Source organism: Pseudomonas entomophila (assembly GCF_013523165.1).
GTDB lineage: Bacteria > Pseudomonadota > Gammaproteobacteria > Pseudomonadales > Pseudomonadaceae > Aquipseudomonas > Aquipseudomonas entomophila_A.
Genome location: NZ_JAAMQI010000003.1, coordinates 199,571 through 223,966 on the forward strand (window position 1 = coordinate 199,571; position 24,396 = coordinate 223,966).

The following is a 24,396-nucleotide window of genomic DNA, read 5'->3' on the forward strand; positions in this document are numbered from 1 at the left end:
CACCAGGGTCTTGATCGAGGCGACCTTACCGTCGCCATCGCCGGCAAGCCGGCTCCCACAGGTGGACTGCACGCTGGCGTCATGGTCATTACCTGCAGCGACAGCAGCCCTTGTGGAAGACTTCAGCCCCAACGGCTCCACTTTGTGGGAGCCGGCTTGCCGACGATGACGCCAGCCAGTCCACCCAGAACCTTAGCCCCAGAACGGGTATCCCTGTGGGAGTCGGCTTGCCGACGATGACGTCCGCACACCTCACCTCCAGACTTACCCAGCGAACGCATGCATCAGCGACCTTCCTGAAATACAGGCGCCAGGACCTTTTCCCGGTTCAACCGATACCGCTGCAGGTCCCGCGCCAGCACCAGTTGCCCTGCGTACTGCCGCTGCGCCTCCGCCCGCACGTCCTCGATCGACGGGCTGCGCCGTGCATCTCCCTGATACCGCGCACTGAAATGCGTCAGTACCAGGTTCGGCACCCCCACGCGCTCGGCGAAACGTGCCACCGCCGCCGCCGTGCTGTGCCCATAGGTTTCCTGGGTTCGTGCGATCACCGGTTCGGTGAAGGTCGCCTCGTGCACCAGGACATCCGCGCCTACGGCCACTTCGGCCAGCAACTCAGGCGTGTCGTTGTCGCCACAGACGATCACCCGCTGTGCGGGCCACGCTGCACGCAGGTAGGCACCAGGCGCCACCCAGGCGCCCGCATGCTCGACGCCTCGGCCTCGGGCGATCTCGCCCCACAACGGCCCGCGCGGGATGCCGTCGGCCATCAACCGCTCGATGTCCAGGCGCGGATGAGGGTCGGTCTCGGTGAACACGAAACCATGGCTGGGCACCCGGTGCGACAGGCCTACCGTGTCGACGCGAACGGTCCGGTGGTACCACGGCTCAAAGTCCTCCACCGCCCGCAGGCGCAACTCGAACGACAACCGCGACTCGCTGACGGCCAGGCTCAGGCGCACCCACTCGTGCAAGGCTCGGGGCATGACCAGGTCCAGCGGCGCGGTGCGTCCCGTGGTGCCTGCACTGGCCAGCAGGCCCGGCAGGCCGAAGCAGTGATCGCCATGCACATGGCTGATGAAGATCGCCTGCAGGTCCCGTAGCGACAGCGGCGTGCGCAGCAGCTGATGCTGCGTCGCCTCGCCACAGTCGACCAGGTACCAGTCGCTGCCGCTGGACGCGATGACGGCGGTGGCGCTGACGTTGCGGGCACGGGTCGGCAGACCGGCGCAGGTACCTAGAAACAGCAGGTCCATGACGCCTCCTTGGCCGCGGACGAGGATGAAGGGCAGGCGATGCTGCTGCACGCTGCCCCTTGATCCAGTGACAATGGATCAAGGGGCAGGGTTCGCCGGCTGATGCAGAGCCTGGACGGTCGGAAGGTGAGCGTCGGCACGGTTCACGCTAGGTGGCCTCCAGCGCCTGGATGAAAGCGCCATCCAGCGTCGTCGCCCCGAACCGGCTCATGAACGCCTCGCCGCTCTCGAACGCCTCGAAGCGCCGATCGTGCAAGAGGTAGAACCGATCGCAGTAGGTCGCGATTTCATCGATGTGGTGAGAGGACACGACGACGCTCGCCCCCTCCAGGCACGCCTGCTTCATCCCCTGCCACAGGTAGTACCTGAATTCCGGATCGACTCCGGCCGTCGGCTCGTCGAGGAGGATCAGTTCGGCGTCCAGCATGAGCATCGACAGCGTGAAGAAACTGCGCAGTTCGCCATAGCTGCACAGCGCGGGTCGTTTTTTCCAGATGTCGGCGTAGCGAGCGCCCAGACGCGGTGAAATCCGCTCGAGGCGGGCGACCAGAGCGCGCTCGGAAAGCGGCGTACGCCCATGCACATGGGCCATGAGCCCATACACATCGCGCATGCGCAGCGAGGCGGGCGCTGAGACGGTCTGCGACAGGTAGACCCTGTCGCGTGCATGAACGGTGAGGTTCATCGTCTGCGGCGTGCGCAATGCACAGAGAATGTCGAAGAACGTGGTCTTGCCCGCGCCGTTGGGCCCTACGATACCGGTGATCCGATGACGCGCGACGGTCATGCACGCCTTGTCGAACACAGGGCGGTGCGGGTAGGCGAAGGTGAGGTCTTCCAGCGAAACGAGCGTCATGCGTAGCGACTCCAGACCGGTTGTACCCTGAACAGGCAGGCCGTGGCGCAGGCGCAGACCCCGAACATCACGAGTCCCGCCATCACCACGTGCAGCTCGATCGGTGCCATGAACAACCGCGTGCAGACCATCAGCGGGTTGTACGTCAGCCCTGCACTCGCCACTGAAGCCGTCTGTTGAGCACCGACGTATCCCGAGGTCAGCATCGCGAACGACAGGATCGAAAACAGGGTGTTCGCGCCCGAGAAGGTCAGGGGCAACAGCGAGACCAGCAACCCCACGCTGGCGAACGCCAGGTAGCTGACGAAGTAGGCCGACAAGACGTGGCCATACTCGGCCCAGCCAGGGGAGCCGAAGACCGATCGCGTGATCCCGTAGAAGACGGTGGCGTAAAGCAGACTGACGACCAGGTGCGTGGTGATGTGGGCACACAGAAAGAGGCGGATCGTGTTCCGGGTGTAGATGAACGAGCGGACGAATCCGCTTTCCCTGCGCCCGATGAGGTAGAAGCTCATCCCGAAGAACGCCGTGGTTGCCGACAGATAAGCCAGGAACCATGCAGCCTTGGGAAGGTACGCCTCGAATGACAGGTCGTCGGTGGCGGTCGAGGATTGCAGCATGAGGTAGAAGGCGCAGGGTGAAACGATGGACCACAAGAGGGCGGTGGGTTCTTTCAGTTGTTCTTTCAGAAGAATGAGAGAAAGACTGCTCAGTCGTCTGAACAGGGTTATCGGACAGTTCATCTCGTAGAGGCCTGCAATAGGGTGTCAGCGTGTCTGAAAGGCGCTCAGGTGAGGCCTTCCCCCCAGAAGCTTCATGCCAGAGGGCACTGTCCAATGGTTCTTCACGCGCAGGCGCGGGTCAATCGACGCGCTGTTGGCCGTGTCGTACGTCGTGTCGGAAAGTTCTTGGGAAAGCCTTGGCCTGGTGGCAGGCATCATGGAGTTGGCGCAAGGGCTCTGTATCAAGAAGGTGTCCGCCGCTGCGCGTGACGTCTTGGCCTGAAAGAGATCGAGTCGAAACACGTGGCCTTTTCAACGCGGGGCACCTCTAGGGCAGCAGGTTCACCAACCGTGGCACCCACGGCGCCTGCGACAGATCAAGCAACGCCACCGTCACCGGCAGCTTGAACCGCCGCGGTCCCGCGCTGCCGGGGTTGATGAACAACCGCTCGCCACGCCACTGGAACAGCGGCTTGTGCGAGTGCCCTGTGATGACCAGCCGCGTCGTGTCGTTCAGCAATGCCGGCACGTCAGCGATGTCATGCACGAGCAGGGTGTCGACACCGTCGAGCGACAGCCGCAGGTGATCGGCGATGTCGCTGGCCCATGGCGCCTGCTGGTCATTGTTGCCTCGCACCACGTGCAGGGGCGCGAGCGCCGACAGTGCTGAAAGGATCTCCGGTTTGCCGATGTCGCCGGCGTGCAGGATGAGGTCGCAGCCGTCGAGTGCCGCCAGCGCTTGCGGGCGGAGCAGGCCGTGGGTGTCGGAAATGAGGCCGAGGCGCATGGAGGAGGTCCGGTTGTCCGTGGGTGTACGGTTGGACACCCGCGCTGGACGATTTGCTGACGGCGCATGTGCCGGATCGTTCCCATGCGCGCTTGCGCCGGGCGCTTCAACGCCCTAGGGTAGACGACCCTGCCCGAATGGACCCGTCATGCGCACGCTCAAGACCTGGCTCGGCGGCTTGCTGCTACCGCTGCTCACCGCCTGCGCCGGTCAGCAGACCGAACGCACCGTGGTGTATGAAAACACCGTCTACCACTGGCGTATCGAGCACGTGGTGGAGCACAACTTTCCGGCCAGCACACGCCAGTTCTACCAGGTCTACCTGCAAGGGCGCCCCCTGGTGCTCCCGGCCAAGGCCTTCAACGACCGTCGCGACATCGACCGCTTTCTCGCCGCGGGCGGCTTCGACATCGCCGACTGGCGCAACAAGTCGGTCATCGTGACGTTCGAGAACATACAGGAGCGCGAGGGCCAGACGCTGCGCCTGATCCGTTCGGTGCTGATCACGCCTGAGTTCACCGAAGGGGAGGTGGCCTTGACCGATCTCTACACCCAGCAATCGGTCGTGGTGAAGCGCGTAGAGCCCGTTGTTCCTGCCCAAGACTGAGCCAGAGGCTTCACCTGCTCGCTCGTCCACCCCATGGCGCTGTGCACTGCCCAATGGGTGGAGACGGCTATCACTCGAAGGCCAGCTGGCTCGCCTGCGGGTCGGGCTTGCGGACCTTCACCGCAATGCCGATTAAGCGAACGGCGCGGCCCGCGCGACGGCCCTGCCACAAGCGCTGCAACAACGTACGAAGCACCCGCTCATCGACCGTCGTGGCACAGGCCTCGGTGCTCGCCACGCTGAAGTCATCGAACTTCAGCTTGACCTGATTGCGCACCACCTGTTCGCCCTCGGCCAGCGTCTCGACGCGCTCGCGCAGCGCGGGCAGCAAGGCGAACAACTGGCGCGCGCATTCGACGGCGTCCGCGCAATCGTCCGGCAGCGTGCGTTCCACACCGACCGATCGGGTGTCGCCGGCAGCCTCCGTGTCGGGCTCGCGGCCTTGGCTGAGCGCCCAGAGGTGATAGCCGTGAAGGCCGAGGTGGCGCAGCAGCATCGGAATCTTGCCCTGGTCCAGGTCGCCGCAGCACCGACACCCCAAACGCTCCAGTACCCGCCAGGTCTGCGGGCCGACGCCCGGCAGCTTGCGGATGTCTAGGTCTGCCAGGAAGCGCGGCACGTCTGCGGGGCGGATGACGAACTGGCCGTTGGGCTTGTTGATCTCGGAGGCGATCTTGGCCAGGTACCGAAGCGGCGCGACCCCGGCCGATGCCGTCAACCCCAGTTCGGCCTGCACCTCGGCCCGCAGGGCGCTCGCCATGCGCGTCGCGGAGCCGCCACAATGGGGCTGGCCGGTGACCTCGAGCGACGCCTCGTCCAGCGAAAAGAACTCGACCCGATCGGTGTAGCGCTTGAACAGGCGCTCGAGCTGGCACGTGACCGCCTCATAGCGCTCGAACCTGACCGGCAGCAGCACCAGCGCCGGGCACAACCGCTGCGCGGTGGCCGTCGCCATGCCGCTCTTGATGCCGAACTGCCTGGCCAGGTAGTTGGCAGTGCTGATCACCCCACGCTCGGCGGCCGTGCCCCCTACGGCAACAGGGGCGTTGCGCAGGTGAGGCGCGTCGAGCAGTTCGACGGAGACGAAGTAGGCGTCCATGTCGAGGTGGATGAATTTTCTGGGCGCATGGCTTGAAAAGGGCATCAAGGGGGCCAGCAGTGATAGGGCTGAATCACCCAAGACCTTAATGAGCCAAGGCCATGCACTCAAGCATCGAGACAACTCGAATTCGTTCAAGGCGTGACAATGCGCTGACTTTGCAAAACCACGTTACGGAAAAGCCATGAGTATGCGCTGAGGCCTTTCCAAGAAGGTGTGATCACCGCCTCCTTCTCGATAGAAGACGGATGATCAGGCGCGCCCGCCTGGCCCGTCACCTGACGGGCCGGCAGTGTCACTGTTTACGCCATGCGAGTGCGCGTCACCCGCAACGCCACCAGGCTCCCCACCACAATCAACCCCGCCAGCGAGTACAGCGCCGCATCGGTCGATCCGGTCTGGTCCTTGATGAACCCGACCAGGTACGGGCTCAGGAAGCCTGCCATCTGGCCCACAGAGTTGATGATCGCCAGCCCTGCGACGGCCGCACTGGCGCCCAGCAGGGCGGTCGGCATCGGCCAGAACATCGGCAGGCCGGTCAATGCGCCCATGGTGGCGATCGACAGGCCAAGGATGGCGATGGTCGGGGTCTGGGCGAAGTTCACGGCGATCAGCAGGCCCAGCGCGCCCATCAACATCGGCACCACCAGGTGCCAGCGGCGTTCGTTGCGCAGGTCTGCCGAGCGGCCGACCAGGATCATGAACACGCCGGCCAGCAGGTAGGGGATCGCGCTCAGCCAGCCGATCAGCAGGGCGCTGTCGAAGCCCATGTTCTTGATGATCGAGGGCAGCCAGAAGTTGATCGCGTACACACCGCTCTGGATGCAGAAGTAGACGAAGCCGAACGTCCACACCAGCGGGTTGCGCAGCACCGCCAGCACGCCGTCGCCACGCGTGGACGGTTGGCGGGCCGCGTCGGCGGCGAGGTCCGCTTCGATCATCTGCCGCTGCGCCGGGCTCAGCCAGGCTGCGCTGCGATGACCGTCGCTGAGCAGCACGATGGCCAGCAACCCCAGCAGCACGGTAGGGACGCCCTGGATCAGGAACATCCACTGCCAGCCCGCCAGGCCGTGCTGGCCGGTGGAGAAGTGCTCGAGGATCCAGCCCGAGAAGGGGCCGCCCAGCAGGCCCGAGACCGGGATCGCCGACATGAACAGCGCCATGATCCGGCCCCGGCGCGCCGCCGGGAACCAGCGCGAGAGGTACAGCACCACACCGGGGAAGAACCCGGCCTCCGCCGCGCCGGTGAGCAGGCGCAAGGCGTAGAACTCGATTGGCGTGGTGACGAACAGTAGGCAGGTCGACAAGGTGCCCCAGGTGATCATCATCAGGGCGATCCAGCGTCGTGGCCCGAAGCGGTTGAGGGCCAGGTTGCTCGGCAGGCCGCAGGCCACGTAGCCGATGAAGAAGATCCCGGCGCCCAGGCCATAGACGGTCTCGCTGAACTTCAGTGCGTCGAGCATCTGCAGCTTGGCGAAGCCGACGTTGACGCGGTCCAGGTAGTTGAACAGGTAGCAGATGAAGATGAAGGGGATCAACCGCACGGTGATGCGCCGGTACAGCGCGTCGCGGGACGGATCGGTGCCTTGGTCGGCGGCAGGGCTGTGTGCCATGATGAGCTCTCTTTTGTTATGTAGTCGCTGCGGCGCTCGTCGACGCTCGCCCCATGAGTCTCTTGGAGTGTGTCGCGGCTGTCTTTGTGCCGCTGCACAGTGGGCGCTGCGCCGTGCTGTGCGAGCGACCAACCCAGGCGTCACATCGAGTGCCAGCCTGCATGCCCCTCCTGCATGCCCCTCCTGCAAGGACCGTATCATGTTCGAACTGGACCATGACCTGGCCCAGGACATCGTCGACCGGGCGATGGCCATTCTGCCCTGCAACGTCAACGTCATGGACAGCCAGGGGCTGATCCTGGGCAGTGGCGAGCCGGAGCGCATCAACACGCGCCACGAGGGCGCACAACTGGTGCTGGCCAACGCGCGCATCGTCGAACTCGACGTCGAGGCGGCCCGTTGCCTCAAAGGCGTGCAACCTGGTGTCAACCTGCCGCTGCTGCTCGATGGCCGGCTGGTCGGTGTGCTGGGGCTGACCGGCGAGCCGGCGACCATGCGCACCTTCGGCGAGCTGGTGCGCATGACGGCTGAAATGCTGCTTGCCCAGCGTCACCAGCAGCAGGAGCAGCAATGGCGGCGGCAACGCTGCGACGACGTGCTGGCGCTGCTGCTCGGCGGACATGGGGACACGCCCCGCCTGCTCGACGAGGCCCGTCAGCTCGGGCTCAAGCCGCACGTGCCCCGCATTCCCTGCCTGCTCGAGCTGGGCAGCGAGTCCCACGTCGAAGGCCTGAGCGGTTGGCTGCTCAGCCGCTTCCCGGACAGCTGGTGCCTGAGTACCGGGGCGCACACCCTGCTGTGGTGCCGTCTGGCAAGCGTGGCCGTGGACGACGAGCGCCTGCTCGAGCGTCTGGGCAGGCATGGCTGGACCTTGGAGCGGCTGTCGATCGGCTCGCCGGCAGACACGCTGGAGCGGCTGCGCCAGGGGCACCAGCGGGTCGGAGACTTGAGCGCCTATGGCCGGCAGGTCCGGCCGACCGAGCGTCTGCTCGAGCTGCACCGCTACCGCATCCCGGCCATGCTATGGCGACACCCGGACAGAGAAGCGCTCGACGCGGTGCTCGAGCCGCTGCGCCGCTTGAGCGCCCGTGATGCCAGCGGCCAGTTGCTCGCTACCCTGCGCGCCTGGTGCGCGCACGAGGGCCAGAGCCAGGCCTGTGCCGAAGCGCTGGGCATCCATCGCAACAGCCTCCGGTATCGCCTGGAGCGTATCGCCGAGCTGTGCGAGGTCGACCCCTTCCGGCTCGAAGGCCTGCTCGGCCTGTACCTGGCCTTGCAACTGCTGCCTCTGGCCTGAGGTCTCGTCGGCGCAGCGAATGCCCAAACAACCTGGCGAGCGATTGTGCAACCGACCGAGGTGCTGCCCGTGCCTTGCTGTCAGCATCGCTTCATCTGGATAAGGAGCCACCCATGAAGATCGTCATCGCGCCCGACTCGTTCAAGGACAGCCTCGACGCTGCCGGGGTCGCCCGGGCCATCGCTGAGGGTATCACCCAGGCCTGGCCCGAGGCCGAGTGCATCGAATGCCCCATGGCCGATGGCGGGGAGGGCACCATGGAAGCCATCCTGGCGGCCAGCCAGGGCGAGCTGCGACACCTGACGGTGCGCGGGCCTCTGGGCGAGGCGGTCGAAGCAGGCTGGGGCTGGTTGGCGCAGAGCCGCACCGCGATCATCGAGATGGCCCAGGCCAGCGGGCTGCAGTTGCTGCCGACCGGCCAACGGGACGCCTGCCGCAGCAGCACGTGGGGCACCGGTGAGCTGATCGCCGCAGCCCTGGCGGCGGGGGCACAGCGCATCGTCCTGGCGATCGGGGGCAGCGCCACCAACGATGCCGGCAGCGGCATGCTCCGCGCGCTGGGATTGCGCCTGCTGGACGCCGATGGGCAGCCGCTGGAAGAGGGCGGCCTGGCCTTGGCGAAACTGGCACGCATCGATGCCAGCGACCTCGATCCGCGGTTGGCCGAGGTCCAGGTCGAGGTGGCTGCGGACGTCGATAACCCCCTGTGCGGCCCCCACGGCGCGTCGGCGATCTTCGGCCCTCAGAAAGGGGCCAGCCCCGAACAGATGGAGGCCCTGGATCAGGCGCTCGGGCATTTCGCCGATCATTGTCGCGACCTGCTGGGCGAGGACGTGCGCGCGTTCCCCGGGTGCGGTGCGGCAGGCGGCATGGGCTTCGCCGCCAAGGCCTTCATGGCGGCGCGCTTCCGTCCAGGCGTCGAGGTGGTGGCCGAGCTGGCCTGGCTCGAAGCGCTGGTCGACGGCGCGGACCTGGTCATCACCGGGGAAGGGCGCTTCGACGCCCAGACCCTGCGCGGCAAGACCCCCCTGGGCGTGGCGCGGGTCGCCAAGCGCCACGGCGTGCCGGTGGTGGTGATCGCCGGCACGCTGGGGGAGGGGTACGAGCAGTTGTACGCCCATGGCATCGATGCAGCCTTCGCCTTGACCAGTGGCCCCATGAGCCTGGAGCAGGCCTGCACCGACGCCGAGCGCCTGCTGCGCGCGCGTGCTGGGGACATCGTGCGGCTCTGGCGCCTGGCGGCCTGCGGGGGGTAGTGATCGCGTGATCATCGAACGGCCGGCCTCGATCAAGGCTGACCGTTCTTCAGTGTGGTGACGCCGCTTTCCGGCGCCTTCGAGCCACGGGTGATCGGTAGAAAGGGGTATTTCTATACCACCCCACCAGATTCTGGGCTGAACAGGCCCTATCCCTTCTCGACCCCCACCAACGCCTGCTCCTGAAGCAACCGCGGGTCACCAGGCAGGACGGCCAGCTCGCCAAAGCTCTGCGCTGCATCGATATAACGCAGGGCCGACTTGGCGTCCTTCCAGCCGACGTAGCTCATCAAAGCCTTCAACTCCCAGCCATTGGCCGTCGCCCACGTCGCGAACCCGCGGCGCAGCGAGTGCCCGGTGTACAGCGCCGCCGGCACGTCGGCCCGTTCCAGCACACGACGCAACAGCCCGATCAGGCTGTTGCTGTTGAGCGCCTGATCGCTCAGGTTGCCCCAGCGGTCGATCTTGCGAAACACCGGCCCCCGTACCAGGCCGGCCGTCTCGATCCATCGCAGGTACGCCTGCACGGGGCACAGCGTCTTGAGCGCCGGCACGCGTTGCTGCACTCCGAGCGCCTGACGGTCGCCCTTGCTCTGGGGCAGGAACAGGGTCAGCCCGCTGCCCGCGTGCGCCTGGATGTGCTCGACCTGCAGGCGTGCCAGCTCATCGCCGCGCGCGCCGCGCCAGAACCCCAGCAGCAGCAGCGCCTGGTCGCGTCGGGCCCGCAGCAGCGTGCCCAGGTCGCCGTGCTCGCGTGCCTGCTCGGCCTCGCGCTCACAGGCTTCGGTGGCCTTGGCCAGGTGATCGAGCAGCAGCGGCGCCGCCTGCCGGGGTGGGGCAGGGTGCAGCGTGCGAATGCCGCGAAGAACCTGCTTGACCAGCGGTGCCTTGGTCGGGTCGGGAAACCCCTGGCTCTGGTGCCATTGGCTCAGGCCGGCCAGGCGTTGACGCAAGGTGCTGACCGCGAGGCGATCGGCGTGCTCGGCCAGGTAGCGGGCGATGCTCTCGGCGGTCGCTGGCAGAAAACCGCCCCACTGTACCTCGAAGTGCTCCACGGCCGCCTGGTAGCTGCGCCGGGTATTGTCGCGGGTGGCCGCTTGAACGTAGCGTTGGATATCGGTCATGGGAAGGGCGAGGTCGAGCGGAACGAGCGCACAGGATAAACAAGCCTGACCGCGCTGCCCAGCCATCGACCCGGCCGGGCAACCCGGTTGCACGCGACTGGTCTAGGCGCAAGCCAGGCGTTGCGCGCCGGCGAATGGCGGGTACTGACGCAGCTGTGCCGGGGCCAGGGGGCGGCTGAAGTGATAACCCTGAGCGACATCGCAGCCTGCCAGCTTGAGGCAGACCACCTGCTCGCGGGTTTCGACACCCTCGGCCACCACTTCCAGGCCCAGGCGCTTGGCCAGGATGATGGTCGAGGAGACGATCGGGCTGTCGTCATGGCTGTTGCACAACGGCGCGATCAGGGCCCGATCGATCTTGAGCTTGCTCAAGGGCAGCGACTGCAGGTGCGCGAACCCGGCATAGCCCCGGCCGAAGTCGTCCAGGCTGATGCCCAGGCCGGCCGCCCGCAGGCGATGCAGGTGCGCCATGGCCGTGCCTTCCGGATCCAGCACCGTGGTTTCGGTGATTTCCAGCTCCAGCTGCTCGGGCGAGACCTGCCACTGCGCCAACGTGTCGAGCAGGCGGTCGCTGAAGTCAGATTGCCACAGCTGCATGGGGGACACGTTCACCGCCAGACGCGCCGATTGCCCTTCGGCTCGCCAGTCGGCCAGCGCTTCGCACGCCAGGTGTACGACTTCCCACCCCAGGGCGACGATGAAACCGCTGCGTTCGGCGACCCCGATGAACCGATCGGGGTAGAGCAGCCCGAAGGCAGGGTGCTGCCAGCGGACCAAGGCTTCGTAGCCGGTCACCTGGAGCGTATCGAGGCGGATCTGCGGTTGAAAGTGCAGTACGAACTGCCGCTCGGCCACGGCCTGGCCAAGCGCCTGCTCGAGGGTGAAGGCCTGGATGTCGGACAGGTTCAGCGACGGGTCGAAGAACCGATACTGGGCACGGCCGGCCTGCTTGGCCGAATACATCGCGGCGTCGGCATGGCGAATCAGGCTGTCGATGTCTTGCCCATCGCGCGGGCAGATGGCGACGCCGACACTGGGGCTGGTATTGACCTCCTGCCCATCCAGCGCATAGGTCGCCGACAACTTGTCGACCAAGGCGCGCACCCACGCAGTGATCTGGTCTTCGCTGCGTTGCCCGGCCAACAGGACGACGAATTCGTCGCCGCCGAACCGCGAGGCCTCGTCGCCCGGTTCGAGCAACCGTGTGATGCGGCCAGCGACCGCCTGGAGCAGCAAGTCACCGACCTTGTGCCCTAGCGAGTCGTTGATCGACTTGAAGCGGTCCATGTCGATGAACAGGATCGCCATCAGGCGCCGCTGCCCGCGCTGGCGGACCAGCGTCTGGCTGGCCAGCTCGACGAACTGGCGACGGTTGTGCAGCCCGCTCAGGTGATCGGTCGCCGCCGCATGGCTGCTGCGTCGGTGCTCTTCCTCGAGCCGGCCGATCAGTTGCTGGTTGACCTGCTGGGCCTGTTCGAGGGCATGGAAGGCGTCCTGTCGGCGGTGCAGCAACAGCAAGGTCCAACCCAGCCCGGCCAGGATCATCACGCTGATGCCCAGGTTCGACCAGAACTGCCGGGCGTAGGCCTGGGTCGGCGCCGCGAGGATCTCGTCGTGCCGTTGGCTGACCACTACGCTCATGCCACGCTCTGGCGTGCGGCGGAACAGGCTCTGGTAGGTGCCCTCCTGGGTGTATTGCGTCAGTTGCCCGGTCGTGTCGTCGGTGATCGGCAGGTCAGGCAGCAGGTGCTGCCCTTCGGTGACCACCCCGTGGGTATCGATCCGCAACCGCTCCTGGCCATCCTCCTGCAGCAGCCGTATCAAGCCCGTCTCGCCTAGATCGACATGGCGAAACAGCCGCGCAAAATAGGCGATGTCGAGCTGCACCAGCAGCAGGGCATCGACCCGGCCTGTCGCATCGGCGAGCGGCAGCAGGAAGGGCAGGGCGGTCGATCGAAACGGGAACGATGTCGATCGCTGGTTGGGCAGCAACGGCGCGCTGCCCCGGCGTTCCAGGTGACGACGCACCTGGCCCAGCCAGGCGGCAGGCAAGTGCTCGGGCGCCCGCGTACTCTGCCCAGGCAGCCGTCGTCCCTGGCGGTCGTACAGCGCGGTCAGTTGCAGAAGCGGGTCGTGCGACAGGCCAGGGCGCACCGTGCTCGCTGTCTGTGGGATGCCGCCTGATGCATGAGCGCGCTCCAGGGTCTGCGCGAGTTGCTCGGCGACGAGGCTGGCCAGATTCAAGTGCGCTGCGGCCTTGGTCGCCAGCGCATCCTGGCGGGACAAAGCGCGTTGACTGGAGTAGGAGCCCCACAGGAACACCAGCATGACGGTGCACGACAGCAAGAGAAGAAGCGGCAGAAGACCGTTATGTAGCAGGCGACGCTGGGTCACGGCTGGAGATCCCGAAGAGATGAAGTGCCCGGACGATACGACAGGGAAATGACTGGACGATGACAGATGGCACAGTGCCTTTTATACCACCCCAGTATGAATAGATATTAAACAAGCACCATCACCTTAAAAATCACTGGTGCCACAAAAGCAGGTAATCAGAAGCAAAAGCAAAAAGGGGACCACTCAATGGTCCCCTTTGGCTACAAAAGAGCCGCATGCAACAGCGGCCTCCATCGTACCCGTCACTCGATACCGGGCTCTTTCTTCAACCGCTTGACCAGCGCCTCGGCAACCGCCGCAGAAGAGGCCGGGTTCTGCCCGCTGACCAGATGCCCATCCTCGACCACGTAGCTGGTCCAGTCGTCAGCCTTGGAGTAGTCACCACCCTTGGCCTTGAGCATGTCTTCCACCAGGAAAGGCACCACTGTGGTCAGGCCTACGGCTTCTTCTTCGCTGTTGCTGAACCCGGTGACACGCTTGCCCTTGACCACTGGGTGCCCATCGGGCGCCTTCACGTGCTTGAGCACAGCGGGGGCATGGCACACCGTGCCAATGGGTTTGTTGGAGGCATAGAACGATTCGAGCAGGGTGATCGAGTCCTTGTCCTTGGCCAGGTCCCAGAGCGGGCCATGACCGCCAGGGTAGAACACGGCATCGAAATCGTACGGGTCCACTTCACCCAATGGGAACGTGTTGGCCAGCGCCTCTTTCGCGCGGGCATCGCTCTGGAAGCGACGGGTGTGGTCGGTCTGTGCATCGGCTTCGTCGCTCTTCGGATCGAGCGGTGGTTGCCCGCCCTTGGGCGATGCCAGGGTGATCTCGGCGCCGGCATCGGCGAACGCGTAGTAGGGCGCCGCGAACTCCTCGAGCCAGAAGCCGGTCTGCTTGCCGGTATCGCCCAGTTGGTCGTGAGATGTGAGCACCATCAGGATCTTCATGTGAGCCTATCCTCCAAACATTCATGAGGCAGCGCGTCGCTCGCCCTGCATGAGTGTCAGAGGCCGGCTCACTGAAGACGTTCAGTGGCGTCACTCGATCGAGCGGTCATGCCGGCACGTGCCACGGCCCACTCAACTGCCCAGGTGCGTGCTGAACCGGCCGACCGCATCGACCACCTGACGGGCTGCCTCGCGAATGTCCACGATGACCTTGCCCGCCTGACCGGCCAGTTCCAGCCCTTGCTCGGCTTCGCGCTTGCTGTTGGACATGTCCTGAATGGTCTTCTCTACCAGCTTGCCGTTCTGCAGCACGACCGCGGCGATTTCCTCGGTCGCCGTGCTGGTGCGCCCGGCCAGTTGTCGAACCTCGTCGGCCACCACCGCGAACCCGCGGCCTTGCTCGCCGGCGCGCGCCGCTTCGATGGCCGCGTTGAGCGCGAGCAGGTTGGTCTGCTGGGCGATGCTGCCGATGGTCTGGATGATCGAGTTGATCAGCAGCGATTGACGCCCCAGTGCCTCGACGCCGGTGGACGCCAGCTGCATGTCGTCGGCGATCTTCTGCATGGTCTGCACGGTGTCGTTGACCACCACGGCGCCCTGTTGGGCGGCGACGTCGGTGTCGCGGGAGATGCCGAAGGCCGTGTTCGCCGCCTCGCTGATTTCCTGCTCGCGGGCCACCTGCTCGGTCACCACGGTGGCGAACTTGACGATCTTGCAGAGGTTGCCTTCGGTGTCGTAGACCGGGTTGTAGGTCGCCTCGAGCCAGACCACATGGCCATGGCTGTCGATCCGCTTGAAACGCCCGGCAACGAATTCACCACGCTTGAGCGTGTCCCAGAAGGCTTGATAAGCCGGCGCCCCCGACTCTTCGGGCGTGCAGAAGATCCGATGGTGCTGGCCCTTGATCTGAGCCAGGGTGTACCCCATGGCCCGGAGGAACTGCTCGTTGGCCATGACGACCTTGCCGTCGAGGTCGAACTCGATGACCGCCGTGGAGCGCAGCAGGGCGTCGATGAACGATGTGTTTTCGGACGCTTTTTCCAGTCGCCGGGTGATGTTGGTGGCATGGCAGATCATCTGCTTCACCTCGCCACTGTCGGCCAGGATCGGCTGCCAATGAGCATGCAGCCAGACCAGCGACCCATCGGCATGCAGGTAACGGTATTCGTCGGTGATCGACTGGCGAGCGCTGATGGCAGCGCGGAACTTGTGATAGCAGGGCAGCTTCGAGACGTAGGTCGGCACGATGGCGTCCATCGAGCGACCGATCAGTTCGTCCTGGCGATAGCCCAGCGCCTGGGCAAAGTGCGCGTTGCACGCCAGGATGATGAACGCCGGGTCGATGCTGACCGTCAGCATTTCACGCTGCAGGCCCTCGCGCAGCTGCCGCAACTCGGCCAGCTCGGCGGCTTGGGCGGCGATCGTATCCTTGAGTCGGGTATTGAACATGATGAGCTACCTGCTATGACATGCACGGCTTATCGGCCATGCAGCGTCGATCCTTGAGGGGTCTACCGACAAATTGGATCCGCCTGGCACGACGCAGCGCCGAACGGTAGGGCGCTACGTCGATTTCACCGGCTCATGCCACGCCATTGGGCCCGTCGAGTACCTGCCGGACCTTGCGGGCCAGGTCGTGGGGCATGCAGGGCTTGGAGATCACCTCGAACTCCGAACCCCCCAGGTCCGTACGCTCCAGCGAGTTTTCCGCATAACCGGTCGTGAGCAGGATCTTCATCTTCGGGTAGCGACGACGCACTTCCCGGGCCAGCATCACCCCGTTCATCCCACCCGGCATGATCAGGTCGGTGAACAGCAGGTCATAGTCATGCCCGGTGTCGAAGCGTTTGAGCGCTTCACGCGCGTTGAGCACCATGTCGGCACTGTAACCGTAGTCTTCCAGCACCATCTTCGCCAGCTCGGCAACGTCCGGCCGGTCCTCGACGATGAGGACCTTCTCGCTGCCCGACTTGCGGTCGACGGCGCGCACCGGGTCCTGATGGATCACGCCGGCATCGTCCACGGGGAAGTACAGCCGCAAGGTGGTGCCGACGTCCTCTTCGGTGTAGATGCGCGCCGCGCCGCCCGACTGCTTGGCGAACCCGTACACCATCGAAAGACCGAGCCCCGAGCCCTTGCCTTCTTCCTTGGTGGTGAAGAAGGGGTCCATGACCCGGTCGCGGATGTCGGCCGACATGCCGATGCCATTGTCGGTCAGCGAGATGCTCACGTAGTTGCCCGGCAGCAGGCCGTCGTAGGACACGCTGGCCAGGTCCTTGACCGCGATGTTGCGGGTTTCGATGAGGATGCGTGGCGCCTCGCGCCCGATCAGCGCGTCACGCGCATTGATCATCAGGTTCAGCAGCGCCACCTCGGCCTGGGTCGGGTCGATCCGGCAGTTGCGCAGGTTGGGCTCCAGGTCGTAGCTCACGGCCACTTCGGCGCCAAAGGTGCGCTCGATCAAGGGCTCGATGTCGGAGACCAGGTGGTTGAGGTTAAGCACCCGACCCTGCAGGCTCTGCTTGCGCGCGAAGGCCAGCAGCTGCTTGGTCAAGGTGCTGGCCCGGTCCACTGCCGAGCGGGCATGCTCGACACTGCGCTTGACCCGCGCCACGTCGATGGTGCTCTTGTCGACCGCCGAGCCGATCAGGCCCAGGTAGCCGCCCATGACCTGCAGCAGGTTGTTGAAATCGTGGGCGATGCCGCCCGTCAACTGGCCGAGCGCTTCCATCTTCTGCGCCTGGCGCAGGGCGTCTTCGGCGTCGCGGCGGCGGCTCACGTCGAGCTGGGAGGCGAAGAAGTAGATCAGGTCGCCATTGTCGTTATGGATCGGCGAGATGAACAGCGCGTTCCAGAAGCTCGATCCGTCCTTCTTGTAGTTCAGGATCTCGGTGGCGATGTCCTCCTTGTTGGCCACGGCCTCGCGTACGGCGTCGACCACCGACCGGTCCGTGTCCGGGCCCTGCAGGAACCTGCAGTTCTCGCCGAGGATTTCGTCCAAGGCGTATCCGGTCATCTCGAGAAACGCGTTGTTGGCGAAGATGATCGGATTATCCGAATGATTCGGGTCGGTCACGATCATCGGCATGCGCGTCGTTTCTACCGCTGCGAAGAACACGTCCTTGTGCGGTTGTTTGAGGTTGGCGCTGGCAGCGTTATCGACACGGACTTTATCGCTCACGTGAGCAGACTCCAGAAAAAAGTAGGGCGCATGGGCGCTTTGAACGTGCGGCGCGGCAAACGTTTAGCGTCCCCTGCGAAAATCCCCGTCCCGGTGCCGAGCCGATGTGGTTCGCAGAAGCAGGCGGTCTCGTGGCATCAGTCATCAGCCACCTTGGCTTTCGATGCCGCAGTTCCACGCCCATGTAGGCACCAGTGCCATCGCCTGACCACAGAATCCGGCCATCTCCCGTCTGATCCCTGCCAAACGTACTGACTCATACCTCTAAGACGACCCAAATCGGACTTAAGATGTGATAAGCCGTGATTATCCTTTCTCAATTCTTAAGAGAAAACGAACAAATCCATTGTCATTTTTGTACATAAATACATAATACGTACCACAATACGAAATCGTAGGAGCCGTCATGGCCAGAGGTGGCATCAACAAGGCCCTCGTGCAGCACGCCCGCCAGGCGCTGCTCGACCGAGGCGAACACCCCAGCATCGATGCCGTACGCATCGAAATGGGTAATACGGGTTCGAAAACCACGATTCATCGCTACCTGAAGGAACTCGAGGACCAGGCGTCCGCCCCGAGAGACGCTGACGCCTACCTGGGCGATCGCCTGGGCCGGCTCGTTCAGGACTTGTCGACCCAGCTCCTGCAGGAAGCGGACGCCCAGGTACGGGCCGCGCACCTGGACTTCGAGGAACGCCAGGCCACGCTGAACACCGCGCTCGAGGCCGCTCGCCTGGCGCAGGCAAGTGCCGAGCGGCAAGTGACCATCCAGGCGGAGGCGCTGGCTGCCCAAGCGCAGGAACTGGAGACCACCACCCGGGCGCTGCAAACCGAGCAGACCCGCAACGCCGGCCTCAACCAGGCCCTGGGGGAATGGCAGGTACGTCTGGCCGACAAGGCCGAGCAGGTCCGCTCGCTGGAAGACAAGCACCAGCATGCCCGTGATGCCCTGGAGCATTACCGTGCCGCCACGCGTGAGCAGCGCGAACAGGAACAACGTCGCCACGAAGCCCAGGTGCAGCAGTTGCAGATGGAGGTGCGTCAGCTGCAGCAGGCGCAGATCGTCAAGCAGGACGAGTTGACGCGGTTGCACCGGGACAACGAGCGCCTACTGGCAGACGCTCGGCAGGGCGCCAAGACGCAGGATCAGTTGCGCGACGCGCTGGAGCGCAAGGACGGCCAGATTCAAGGGTTGACTCACCAGGTGGCACAAGGTCAGGGGATCGCCGAGGAGCTGCGTCGCCAACTGGAGGCTGCCCAGGTTCAGGTTGCAACGCTTCAAGCCGAGGCGCACCGGCAGGACACGGTCCTCGTGCAGCTCGAGCGTCAGGTGGCGCAACAGCAGGAACGGCTCGACACCTGCGAGACGCGCCTGGCTGCCGAGCACGCGGCGAAGCAGGCTGCGGTGGAGCCGGGCAGATAAATCAAACTTCCTGAGCGTGGGGGTTTCTTCTGTAGACCTTCACAGGAGAACGCACATGTCCAACCACGATTCGAAAGGCCCGGCGACCGGCCACGATAAAGGCCCTCATTCCTCGCAAGACGCGGACAAAGGCAGCGACCTGGGCTTCGATCCGGACTCCCCGGATGTGGAAGATCCTCAGGTAGACCCGGAAGGCCCGGCCATTCCACCGCGTGATCACGAGAAGAAGGCCTGACCTGAAGGGGCGTGCACCAGACGTGCACGCCCCGTCTTGCCTCACGTATCGAGCTGAGTCTTGGCTTCGGCGCTCTTGGCAGCGTCTACCCCTGACGAGGACAGCTTGATCGGGTAGGTCACACTGATGTCATGGTCTTCGACGCTGACGCTGCCGGCGTGGATCAGACCCTGGTCCTGCATCGTCTTGAGCATGCCCGCGACGGCCTTTTCGCCACGGTAGTTGTCGAGGATTTCCTTGCCCAGGCCCTGGGGATGGGCGTGCAGCAAGCGGGTGAGGAGTTCGGCCTGCAGTGCGTCATTGCTCATAAATTACCTCGTGTCGATGAATGCGGCATTCGGATCACGCCTGGACGCTGATGGCTCGGTCGAGCAAAGCCTGTGTCACCTGGCGCTGTGGGACCGTGCAATGGGCGTGGCGATCGACATCGACAGCCTCCTGCACCGGGTCACCTAGGGTTGAACGCACCTGGGCGCCAAAGTTTTCATTTTTTCCGCGCGGGGCGCTCCTCGGCAATCGCGTTGAACGATCGTCCGGCGAGCAGGCTCAGAAAAACAGACGGACCTGCACAGGAGGCGCTGCATGAGCATCGAACGCACGATTCCCGAACTGGCGGCCTGGTACGCCCGGTACGATGACGTCAGTTATCGGAGCGAGTCCCCTGACGCCTATCACCGTGCGCTGGTCTGCATGGCCGAAGCCCTGCGCGACGACGGCCTCATCGACTGGGACGACTGGCTGGCGCTCAAGGCCCTGGCCGACGCTGCGCATGCCCATGCGCTCGAACGGGCGGTGCAGGCGCATGTCGACGATCCGGACACCTGAGCCCATGAAAGCGCTCACGATCGCCACCTTCAACGTCAACGGCATTCGTACGCGTCTGGAGGCGCTCTGCGCCTGGCTCGCGCGTGAGCAACCGGACATCGTGTGCCTGCAGGAGCTCAAGGCCGCCGACAGCGCCTTCCCGCGCGAAGCGCTCGAAAACAGCGGGTACGGGTGCCTGCACCATGGCCAGGCGGCCTGGAACGGCGTGGCGATCCTGGGGCGTGGGTGCGAGCCGCTGGAGATTCGCCGCGGCCTGCCGGGCATGGAGGAAGACCCGCACAGCCGCTACCTGGAGGCCGCCGTGCACGGTGTGGTGGTCGGCTGCTTGTACCTGCCCAATGGTAACCCACAGCCAGGGCCGAAATTCGACTACAAACTGGCCTGGTTCGATTGCCTGAATCGCCATGCCCGCACCTTGTGCGACAGTGAGCATCCCGTGGTGCTGGCCGGCGACTTCAACGTGGTGCCCACGGACGAGGACATCTACGACGCCACCGCCTGGCGCAAGGATGCCTTGCTGCAGCCCGAGTCACGCGAGCGCTATCGCGCCTTGCTCGAACAAGGCTGGACCGACGCGCTGCGTCAGCAGTACCCCGAGGACCGGCTCTATACGTTCTGGGATTATTTCCGCAATCACTGGAAGCGCAACGCCGGCCTGCGCATCGATCACGTGCTGCTCAACCGCGCCGCCGCGCCGTACTTGAAAGCGGCAGGGGTCGATGCCTGGGTACGCAACGAAGCCCACCCCAGTGACCATGCGCCCACCTGGATCGAGCTGGGCACCCGCAAGCGCCGCGCGGTCTAGGTGCGCCTCAAGGTGGATCATGACGACCCGTCGCCAACCCCACACGCCCCCACCTGACGACGTCGACACGTTGCTGTCGGATCCGGTGCGGTCGGCTGCGCTGTTTCGCCTGACGCTGAGCTTCATGGCAGTGGTGCTGCTGACCTTCGTCGCGGTCGAGGGCTGGCGTATCTGGCGCGATTACCGGCACGCCTTCGAGAGCGCCGAAGTGACGGTTTCCAACCTGGCGCGGGCCACGGCGCAGCATGCCGACGATGCGATCCGCCAGGTGGATGTGGTCACCGCCGCCCTGGCCGAACGCATCGAAGGCGACGGCCTGGACAAGCTCGACCGCAAGCGCCTGCATGCGGCGCTCTACCAGCAGGCGCGCATCATGCCGCAGCTGCACGGCTTGTTCGTGTACGACGCCCAGGGCCGCTGGGTGGTGACGGACAAGGACGTCATCCCCCAGGATGCCAACAATGCCGACCGGGCCTATTTCACTTACCACCGCAACCACCGTGACCGAGGCGTGCAGATCGGCTCGGTGGTCAAGAGCCGCTCCACGGGCGACCTGATCATCCCCATTTCGCGACGCCTGGAGTACCCCGACGGGCATTTCGCCGGGGTGATACTCGGCACCATCAAGGTGGACTGGTTCGTGCGTTACTACGGCGCCTTCGAGATCGACGAGCGGGGGGCGCTGGTGCTGGCCAAGCGCGATGGTACGATCCTGGTGCGTCGGCCCCTCATCGCCAGTCAGGTCGGGCGCAGCCTGGTCGACAGCGAAATCTTCCGCAACCACCTGCCCTATGCCGACGAGGGCGTCACCGAGGCCCGAGCCGTGGTCGACGGTACATGGCGGTTGTATGCCTACAAGGCGTTGAGCAGTTATCCCTTGCTGGTCGAAGCCGGGCTGTCGCGTGACACGATCATGGCGCCCTGGCGGCACGATGTGATCAAGACCGCCATCGTGCTGCTGTTGCTGGTGTCTGGTCTGGCAGCCTTCGGCTGGGTGGTGTTGCGCCAGTTGCGCGAACGGCTGGTGCTCGAAAATGCCCTGCAACAGGCCAACAAGGCCCTGGAAAACCTGGCGCTGTCCGATGGGCTGACCGGGCTCGGCAACCGGCGGCAGCTCGACATGGTGCTGGACCATGAGGTGCGACGTGCCCAACGTCAGGGGTATGCGATCGCCGCGGTCATGCTCGACATCGACCACTTCAAACTCTACAACGACCACTATGGCCACCAGGCCGGCGACGCGTGCCTGCGGCGCATCGGTGACGTCCTGCGCACGGCCGTCAAGCGGCCGGCCGACCTGGCGGTGCGCTATGGCGGTGAAGAGTTCACACTCCTGCTGCCCGACACCGACTTGGCCGGCGCGGAGCGCCTGGTCAATGACGTTCTCCAGCGGGTACGTGATCTGCACCTGGCGCATGCGGCCAGCCCTCTGGGCCAGGTAACGCTCAGCGCCGGGATCGCCGTGGCCCTGCCAGGGCAGGTGGTGGCACCGCCCGAAGCCCTGACCGGTGCGGCCGACCAAGCGCTCTATCACGCCAAGCGCCAGGGCCGTGACCGCTACTGGGTCGCCGAGGCGCCATGAGGCTAGTCACTGCTCGCCGAGGTGCACAGCTGCCACCTCACGACGCTGACGCCCGGCTCCAGGCCGATGCGGCTCACCAGCGACTCGAGGCGCGCCGGCGCCCGGGGGCTGCCGACGATCTCGGCGCGCACCTCGGTGCAGGCAGGGTCCGACCCGGTTTCGCTGTGAAGCGCCTGCAGCCGCAGGCCTGGGTCGCTCAGCCCCTGGAGCATCAGGCTGCGCACGTGAATGTCTTCCCCCCTGCGGCATACCACGCGCAGGTCGAAGCGCTGTTCCTGCTCATGGGCCGGGAGGACGTCCTGACGGTCCAGGCGCTGCGCCAGCTCGCGCAGCAGGATGTTGGCGCACAGCACCATCAGGCTGCCCAGCAGGGCTTCGGTCAGCAGGCCCAGGCTGCACAGTACGCCGATGGCCGCCGTGCACCACAGTGTGGCGGCGGTGTTCAGGCCACGCACGTTGAGGCCATCGCGCATGATCACGCCGCCGCCGAGAAAACCGATCCCCGACACCACGTAGGCCGCGACGCGCGAGGCATCACTGGGCACCATGCCCGGCACGGCCTGGGTGAACAGGACGAACAGGCAGGCGCCGGTGCTGACCAGGGCATTGGTGCGCAGGCCGGTGAGGCGCTGACGCAGTTGACGTTCGGCGCCGATCAGCGCCCCCAGGACCAGGGCCGCGCCGACGCGCAGCAGAAAGAGCTTCCACTCCATGATGGACCTCACGTGCGGGCGATCCCGCGCAGGCATCGCCGTGGACGATGCGATCGTTGATGAACGCGCGAGAGGTCGAACGCCCTCTACCGGATGAGGTGAGGGGGCAGGGTGCAAGCGTCGGCCAGGTCGGCCGATGACGCCCCCGTCTCGTTCAGACGGGTGACGGGTGGCAGGCTGGCCTGGCGGGCGGTGCGGACCTGTCGCACGCGAGGGGGGTGACTGTCCGATACGAACTGTCCAATACAGGCTCCTTGTGGCTCGATACAGAGGCGGCGCGGACGATAAAGAACGTCTGGAAATCGGTCAAGTCGTGAAACATGACAAAGATTTACCGCAACCGAAGGACGCAGGCCGAACCGGCAATGCTACCCTTGGCGTTTTCGCCGCTCATTCACGGACCGTCCATGCTGTTCAACCTCGCCGTGCTGCTGGGCACCCTCGTGGCCATGGAGGGCGTCGGCACGCTGGCCCACAAGCACGTCATGCACGGCTGGGGCTGGTGGCTGCATCGCTCGCATCACCGGCCCCAGCTGGGCATGCTCGAGCCCAATGACCTGTACCTGCTGGCCCTGGCCCTGATCGCCAGTGGCCTGATGCTACTGGGCCGGGCGGGCCATCCTGCGTTGCAGTGGGTCGGGCTGGGCGTGGCCGGGTACGGCGTGCTCTATGTCGTCTTCCACGACGGGCTGTTCCACCGGCACTGGCCGCGCCGCCTGCTGCCCCTGAACGGCTACCTGCGTCGGTTGCACCTGGCGCATCGGCTGCACCACCGTGGCCAGGTGCATGGCAAGGGCGTGTCGTTCGGCTTCTTCTACGCGCCACCGTTGGCCGTCTTGCGGCGTCATCTCAGGGAGCAGCGCCGCGCTGCGCACGCTGCAACGTCGGTGCCCGAGCGGCGGGCATCGGCAGAGCGCCTCGTGCGCTAGACCATGAACGGCCGCGTGCCCTGAAAGGACGGGCGTTGCCCGAGCGCTGTGCACAAGGCCGTCAGCCTGGGGACGGCCGGCACCCAGGCAGCATCGTCGAAACGAAACCGCACCGCCTCGAGCAGGACCACGACCACGGTCTGCAGCAGGCTGGGCGTACCGCCCTCGAACGGCGCGGGTGGTTGCGCCTCGAGACGGCGCAAAGCCTCGGCCAACCCGTCGCGTCGCCGCAGCCCTACGGGCGATTCATCGAAATCTGCCCGCGAGCGTCGGCCGATGATGAGGGAGGCAAACGCCTCCAGGGCCACGAAGGCCATGGCGGTCTGGGCCGTCTCGTTGGCCGAGACCGGCGGCAGGGCACATTCAGGGTAGGCAGATTCGAGATACTGCACGATCATCAGGCTGTGACTGATGGCGACGCCTTGGTCGATCAGCACCGGCACCTTGCAGGCCGGGTTAGCCTCACGCAGGGCCGGCGGCGGTGACCATGGGTCGACCATGATCGCTTCGTGCGCAAGCTGCTTTTCTTGCAGCAGGATGCGCACGATGCGCGCAAAAGGCGAGGTGGAGCTGATGAACAGGTGCATGGAAGGCAGGCCAGGGCATTGGAAGCGGGTCGCCATCATCCAGAGCCTGTCCCGGTGTGTAAACCCATGTCGTGCGTGCTGGGTCATCCTGTCGCACGTAGACCTTCAGGGCGCCCTCGAGGCCAGTGTTCGCAACACAAGCGCGGGAGTATCGTGGGCGCTTT

General features: G+C 65.4%; 24 protein-coding genes and 1 pseudogene. 10 read left to right on the top strand and 15 right to left on the bottom strand.

Going from position 1 to position 24,396, the window contains the following annotated elements:
* Positions 1-284: 284 nt before the first annotated feature.
* The 4 genes from G7Z99_RS03780 to G7Z99_RS03795 form a co-directional block, all read right to left on the bottom strand.
* On the bottom strand, positions 285-1,256 hold the full coding sequence (locus tag G7Z99_RS03780) for a ribonuclease Z (protein ID WP_181092190.1): 972 nt from the start codon (positions 1,254-1,256) through the stop codon (positions 285-287).
* 148 nt (positions 1,257-1,404) lie between these two features.
* The gene (locus tag G7Z99_RS03785; protein ID WP_181092192.1) at positions 1,405-2,112 is read right to left on the bottom strand and encodes an ATP-binding cassette domain-containing protein; all 708 of its coding nucleotides are present in this window, start codon (positions 2,110-2,112) and stop codon (positions 1,405-1,407) included.
* Positions 2,109-2,855 carry an ABC transporter permease gene (locus tag G7Z99_RS03790; protein ID WP_181092194.1) on the bottom strand — a complete coding sequence of 249 codons (747 nt, stop codon included), beginning with the start codon at positions 2,853-2,855 and terminating at the stop codon, positions 2,109-2,111. The genes G7Z99_RS03785 and G7Z99_RS03790 overlap by 4 nt, the downstream gene beginning before the upstream one ends.
* Before the next feature lie 307 nt (positions 2,856-3,162).
* Positions 3,163-3,621, bottom strand: coding sequence for a metallophosphoesterase family protein (locus tag G7Z99_RS03795; RefSeq protein WP_181092196.1), 459 nt, complete (start codon positions 3,619-3,621; stop codon positions 3,163-3,165).
* Positions 3,622-3,769: 148 nt separating this feature from the next.
* Between G7Z99_RS03795 and G7Z99_RS03800 the strand changes: the two genes are divergently transcribed.
* On the top strand, positions 3,770-4,228 hold the full coding sequence (locus G7Z99_RS03800) for a hypothetical protein (RefSeq protein WP_181092198.1): 459 nt from the start codon (positions 3,770-3,772) through the stop codon (positions 4,226-4,228).
* A gap of 70 nt (positions 4,229-4,298) precedes the next feature.
* Here G7Z99_RS03800 and dinB read toward each other — a convergent pair whose 3' ends face one another.
* Together dinB and G7Z99_RS03810 are read right to left on the bottom strand one after the other, a co-directional pair.
* The gene (gene dinB / locus G7Z99_RS03805) at positions 4,299-5,372 is read right to left on the bottom strand and encodes a DNA polymerase IV (RefSeq protein WP_181092200.1); all 1,074 of its coding nucleotides are present in this window, start codon (positions 5,370-5,372) and stop codon (positions 4,299-4,301) included.
* A 257-nt stretch (positions 5,373-5,629) separates the two neighbouring features.
* Positions 5,630-6,940 carry an MFS transporter gene (locus G7Z99_RS03810; RefSeq protein ID WP_181092202.1) on the bottom strand — a complete coding sequence of 437 codons (1,311 nt, stop codon included), beginning with the start codon at positions 6,938-6,940 and terminating at the stop codon, positions 5,630-5,632.
* A 199-nt stretch (positions 6,941-7,139) separates the two neighbouring features.
* Between G7Z99_RS03810 and G7Z99_RS03815 the strand changes: the two genes are divergently transcribed.
* Complete coding sequence (locus G7Z99_RS03815; RefSeq protein WP_181092204.1) at positions 7,140-8,237, top strand: sugar diacid recognition domain-containing protein; 1,098 nt, start codon at positions 7,140-7,142, stop codon at positions 8,235-8,237.
* A gap of 113 nt (positions 8,238-8,350) precedes the next feature.
* Positions 8,351-9,493, top strand: coding sequence for a glycerate kinase (locus G7Z99_RS03820; protein WP_181092206.1), 1,143 nt, complete (start codon positions 8,351-8,353; stop codon positions 9,491-9,493).
* 149 nt (positions 9,494-9,642) lie between these two features.
* On the opposite strand, the gene G7Z99_RS03825 is transcribed toward G7Z99_RS03820, so the two are convergent.
* The 6 genes and pseudogenes from G7Z99_RS03825 to G7Z99_RS03845 all read right to left on the bottom strand — a co-directional run bounded on the left by G7Z99_RS03825 (position 9,643) and on the right by G7Z99_RS03845 (position 17,133).
* Entirely contained in the window at positions 9,643-10,617 is a 975-nt protein-coding gene (locus G7Z99_RS03825; protein WP_181092208.1) for a site-specific integrase, read from the bottom strand.
* 102 nt (positions 10,618-10,719) lie between these two features.
* Positions 10,720-13,011: a putative bifunctional diguanylate cyclase/phosphodiesterase gene (locus tag G7Z99_RS03830; protein WP_181092210.1), complete on the bottom strand. Its 2,292-nt coding sequence runs from the start codon at positions 13,009-13,011 to the stop codon at positions 10,720-10,722.
* Positions 13,012-13,256: 245 nt separating this feature from the next.
* Positions 13,257-13,952 carry a type 1 glutamine amidotransferase domain-containing protein gene (locus G7Z99_RS03835; protein ID WP_181092212.1) on the bottom strand — a complete coding sequence of 232 codons (696 nt, stop codon included), beginning with the start codon at positions 13,950-13,952 and terminating at the stop codon, positions 13,257-13,259.
* Positions 13,953-14,084: 132 nt separating this feature from the next.
* A complete protein-coding gene (locus tag G7Z99_RS20095; protein ID WP_375139134.1) occupies positions 14,085-14,645 on the bottom strand; it encodes a methyl-accepting chemotaxis protein in 561 nt (186 codons plus the stop codon).
* A pseudogene (locus G7Z99_RS20100) lies at positions 14,625-15,401 on the bottom strand (PAS domain-containing protein); the annotation flags it as partial. The pseudogene G7Z99_RS20100 and the gene G7Z99_RS20095, both read right to left, overlap by 21 nt.
* 133 nt (positions 15,402-15,534) lie before the next feature.
* A complete protein-coding gene (locus G7Z99_RS03845) occupies positions 15,535-17,133 on the bottom strand; it encodes a histidine kinase famiy protein (RefSeq protein ID WP_181092216.1) in 1,599 nt (532 codons plus the stop codon).
* A 406-nt stretch (positions 17,134-17,539) separates the two neighbouring features.
* Between G7Z99_RS03845 and G7Z99_RS03850 the strand changes: the two genes are divergently transcribed.
* Both G7Z99_RS03850 and G7Z99_RS03855 read left to right on the top strand, forming a co-directional pair.
* Complete coding sequence (locus G7Z99_RS03850) at positions 17,540-18,556, top strand: DNA-binding protein (RefSeq protein ID WP_181092218.1); 1,017 nt, start codon at positions 17,540-17,542, stop codon at positions 18,554-18,556.
* A gap of 55 nt (positions 18,557-18,611) precedes the next feature.
* Complete coding sequence (locus G7Z99_RS03855; RefSeq protein WP_181092220.1) at positions 18,612-18,791, top strand: DUF6021 family protein; 180 nt, start codon at positions 18,612-18,614, stop codon at positions 18,789-18,791.
* Between the two features lie 41 nt (positions 18,792-18,832).
* On the opposite strand, the gene G7Z99_RS03860 is transcribed toward G7Z99_RS03855, so the two are convergent.
* The gene (locus tag G7Z99_RS03860) at positions 18,833-19,099 is read right to left on the bottom strand and encodes a hypothetical protein (RefSeq protein ID WP_181092222.1); all 267 of its coding nucleotides are present in this window, start codon (positions 19,097-19,099) and stop codon (positions 18,833-18,835) included.
* Positions 19,100-19,115: 16 nt separating this feature from the next.
* Here G7Z99_RS03860 and G7Z99_RS19815 point away from each other — a divergent pair, with 16 nt between their 5' ends.
* The 4 genes from G7Z99_RS19815 (at position 19,116) to G7Z99_RS03875 (ending at position 22,003) form a co-directional block, all read left to right on the top strand.
* The gene (locus G7Z99_RS19815; RefSeq protein ID WP_258196942.1) at positions 19,116-19,247 is read left to right on the top strand and encodes a hypothetical protein; all 132 of its coding nucleotides are present in this window, start codon (positions 19,116-19,118) and stop codon (positions 19,245-19,247) included.
* A 126-nt stretch (positions 19,248-19,373) separates the two neighbouring features.
* A complete protein-coding gene (locus G7Z99_RS03865) occupies positions 19,374-19,616 on the top strand; it encodes a hypothetical protein (protein WP_181092224.1) in 243 nt (80 codons plus the stop codon).
* A 4-nt stretch (positions 19,617-19,620) separates the two neighbouring features.
* Positions 19,621-20,421, top strand: a complete 801-nt coding sequence (gene xth, locus G7Z99_RS03870; RefSeq protein WP_181092225.1) for an exodeoxyribonuclease III — start codon at positions 19,621-19,623, stop codon at positions 20,419-20,421.
* Between the two features lie 124 nt (positions 20,422-20,545).
* Positions 20,546-22,003: a sensor domain-containing diguanylate cyclase gene (locus G7Z99_RS03875; protein ID WP_258196952.1), complete on the top strand. Its 1,458-nt coding sequence runs from the start codon at positions 20,546-20,548 to the stop codon at positions 22,001-22,003.
* Between the two features lie 2 nt (positions 22,004-22,005).
* On the opposite strand, the gene G7Z99_RS03880 is transcribed toward G7Z99_RS03875, so the two are convergent.
* Entirely contained in the window at positions 22,006-22,716 is a 711-nt protein-coding gene (locus tag G7Z99_RS03880; RefSeq protein WP_181092229.1) for an MgtC/SapB family protein, read from the bottom strand.
* Positions 22,717-23,123: 407 nt separating this feature from the next.
* Here G7Z99_RS03880 and G7Z99_RS03885 point away from each other — a divergent pair, with 407 nt between their 5' ends.
* On the top strand, positions 23,124-23,645 hold the full coding sequence (locus tag G7Z99_RS03885) for a beta-carotene hydroxylase (protein WP_181092231.1): 522 nt from the start codon (positions 23,124-23,126) through the stop codon (positions 23,643-23,645).
* On the opposite strand, the gene G7Z99_RS03890 is transcribed toward G7Z99_RS03885, so the two are convergent.
* Positions 23,642-24,232 (bottom strand): glutathione S-transferase family protein, encoded by a 591-nt coding sequence (locus G7Z99_RS03890; protein WP_181092233.1) that lies wholly within the window; start codon positions 24,230-24,232, stop codon positions 23,642-23,644. The two genes, G7Z99_RS03885 and G7Z99_RS03890, sit on opposite strands and share 4 nt — an antisense overlap.
* Positions 24,233-24,396 lie beyond the last annotated feature (164 nt).

What these genes read in the sequence shown, in the direction of transcription:
- G7Z99_RS03780 (WP_181092190.1), bottom strand. Translation starts at nt 1,256, where the DNA reads ATGGACCTGCTGTTTCTAGGTACCTGCGCCGGTCTGCCGACCCGTGCC.
- G7Z99_RS03785 (WP_181092192.1), bottom strand. Translation starts at nt 2,112, where the DNA reads ATGACGCTCGTTTCGCTGGAAGACCTCACCTTCGCCTACCCGCACCGC.
- G7Z99_RS03790 (WP_181092194.1), bottom strand. Translation starts at nt 2,855, where the DNA reads ATGAACTGTCCGATAACCCTGTTCAGACGACTGAGCAGTCTTTCTCTC.
- G7Z99_RS03795 (WP_181092196.1), bottom strand. Translation starts at nt 3,621, where the DNA reads ATGCGCCTCGGCCTCATTTCCGACACCCACGGCCTGCTCCGCCCGCAA.
- G7Z99_RS03800 (WP_181092198.1), top strand. Translation starts at nt 3,770, where the DNA reads ATGCGCACGCTCAAGACCTGGCTCGGCGGCTTGCTGCTACCGCTGCTC.
- dinB (WP_181092200.1), bottom strand. Translation starts at nt 5,372, where the DNA reads ATGCCCTTTTCAAGCCATGCGCCCAGAAAATTCATCCACCTCGACATG.
- G7Z99_RS03810 (WP_181092202.1), bottom strand. Translation starts at nt 6,940, where the DNA reads ATGGCACACAGCCCTGCCGCCGACCAAGGCACCGATCCGTCCCGCGAC.
- G7Z99_RS03815 (WP_181092204.1), top strand. Translation starts at nt 7,140, where the DNA reads ATGTTCGAACTGGACCATGACCTGGCCCAGGACATCGTCGACCGGGCG.
- G7Z99_RS03820 (WP_181092206.1), top strand. Translation starts at nt 8,351, where the DNA reads ATGAAGATCGTCATCGCGCCCGACTCGTTCAAGGACAGCCTCGACGCT.
- G7Z99_RS03825 (WP_181092208.1), bottom strand. Translation starts at nt 10,617, where the DNA reads ATGACCGATATCCAACGCTACGTTCAAGCGGCCACCCGCGACAATACC.
- G7Z99_RS03835 (WP_181092212.1), bottom strand. Translation starts at nt 13,952, where the DNA reads ATGAAGATCCTGATGGTGCTCACATCTCACGACCAACTGGGCGATACC.
- G7Z99_RS03850 (WP_181092218.1), top strand. Translation starts at nt 17,540, where the DNA reads ATGGCCAGAGGTGGCATCAACAAGGCCCTCGTGCAGCACGCCCGCCAG.
- G7Z99_RS03855 (WP_181092220.1), top strand. Translation starts at nt 18,612, where the DNA reads ATGTCCAACCACGATTCGAAAGGCCCGGCGACCGGCCACGATAAAGGC.
- G7Z99_RS03860 (WP_181092222.1), bottom strand. Translation starts at nt 19,099, where the DNA reads ATGAGCAATGACGCACTGCAGGCCGAACTCCTCACCCGCTTGCTGCAC.
- G7Z99_RS19815 (WP_258196942.1), top strand. Translation starts at nt 19,116, where the DNA reads ATGAATGCGGCATTCGGATCACGCCTGGACGCTGATGGCTCGGTCGAG.
- G7Z99_RS03865 (WP_181092224.1), top strand. Translation starts at nt 19,374, where the DNA reads ATGAGCATCGAACGCACGATTCCCGAACTGGCGGCCTGGTACGCCCGG.
- xth (WP_181092225.1), top strand. Translation starts at nt 19,621, where the DNA reads ATGAAAGCGCTCACGATCGCCACCTTCAACGTCAACGGCATTCGTACG.
- G7Z99_RS03875 (WP_258196952.1), top strand. Translation starts at nt 20,546, where the DNA reads ATGGCAGTGGTGCTGCTGACCTTCGTCGCGGTCGAGGGCTGGCGTATC.
- G7Z99_RS03880 (WP_181092229.1), bottom strand. Translation starts at nt 22,716, where the DNA reads ATGGAGTGGAAGCTCTTTCTGCTGCGCGTCGGCGCGGCCCTGGTCCTG.
- G7Z99_RS03885 (WP_181092231.1), top strand. Translation starts at nt 23,124, where the DNA reads ATGCTGTTCAACCTCGCCGTGCTGCTGGGCACCCTCGTGGCCATGGAG.
- G7Z99_RS03890 (WP_181092233.1), bottom strand. Translation starts at nt 24,232, where the DNA reads ATGCACCTGTTCATCAGCTCCACCTCGCCTTTTGCGCGCATCGTGCGC.